Below are 1,024 nucleotides of genomic sequence, written 5' to 3'. Positions count from 1 at the left end.
AAGATATTATGAAAGCCGAACGAATCGAAATGAAAGGAATCAATGATTCCGAATTTTTCAGAAAAGAATATATTGAAGCTTTGATTAAACAAGACCAATTAAATTTCGACCAAATTTTAAACGCTAGTCAAGACGATATGGACGAACTAGCGCTTTCCATTGGTGAAATTGCGGGGCTTACGATCGCTATGAAGTTATCCGATAATTTTCTGAATACCGTCAAAAATTCAAAATTCCTCAAAGTTACAACCTCATAAGAAAGGTGGCGGAACATGAGAATAAAACACAAATTTCATATTTCGCCAACCTTACTTAAACGACTTGAAACCCTCATAAGAGTAACAACACCAATCAAAAAGCCGGGAACTAAAAAATCAAAAGATAGTTACTACACGCTTGCTTGTTCATTCGATATTGAAACCTCAAGCGTAATCATTGACGGGCAACGTCAAGCCTTTATGTATTGTTGGACTTTCCAAATTGAAGACCTCAAAATAAGCGGGCGGAAATGGGAAGAATTTCTTCAACTGATTAACCTAATCAAAGAAACACTTGAGCCAAAATCTAGGCTTGTAATTTACGCCCACAATTTACCTTTCGAGTTTTCATTTTTCAGTGGTTTCTTTGATTGGGGAAAAGTTATGGCTCATGACCAAAACCATATTTTCTATGGTGAAACAGATAACATAGAATTTCGCTGTTCTTTTGCTCTCTCATGCCTTTCACTAGCGGGCGTGGGAAAATCCCTTGGACTTCCTAAAATGATGGGGGATTTGGATTATAGCAAGATTAGACACCACGACACGCCATTATCTGATAAAGAATGGGGCTATGCTTTCCGTGACGTTGAAATTGTTGTAAAATATATCCGAAAAGCGATTGATAAAACGGGCTATTTTGAAGACGTGCCATTCACTAATACGGGATATGTTCGCAAGGATTTAAAACAGGCTTGCTTTCCAACCAAGGACGCAAAGAATGAATATCGGCGCAAGTATATTTCACCTTCCAGAAAAACACCTAA

At 37.6% G+C, this 1,024-nt stretch carries 2 protein-coding genes; both read left to right on the top strand.

What is annotated here, in order from left to right; all coding sequences use genetic code 11:
• Positions 1-257 (top strand): hypothetical protein (locus tag N1032_RS23790; protein ID WP_259542866.1); only part of this gene is annotated, 257 nt, incomplete at its 5' end.
• 15 nt (positions 258-272) lie between these two features.
• Positions 273-1,024: hypothetical protein (locus N1032_RS23785; protein WP_259542865.1), on the top strand; the 752-nt coding region annotated here is incomplete at its 3' end.

Source organism: Herbiconiux daphne (assembly GCF_024979295.1).
In the GTDB taxonomy this organism is placed as follows: Bacteria; Actinomycetota; Actinomycetes; order Actinomycetales; family Microbacteriaceae; genus Herbiconiux; species Herbiconiux daphnes.
The sequence above is the reverse complement of the archived record's forward strand: the minus strand, read 5'-3'. Positions and strand labels throughout refer to the sequence as shown.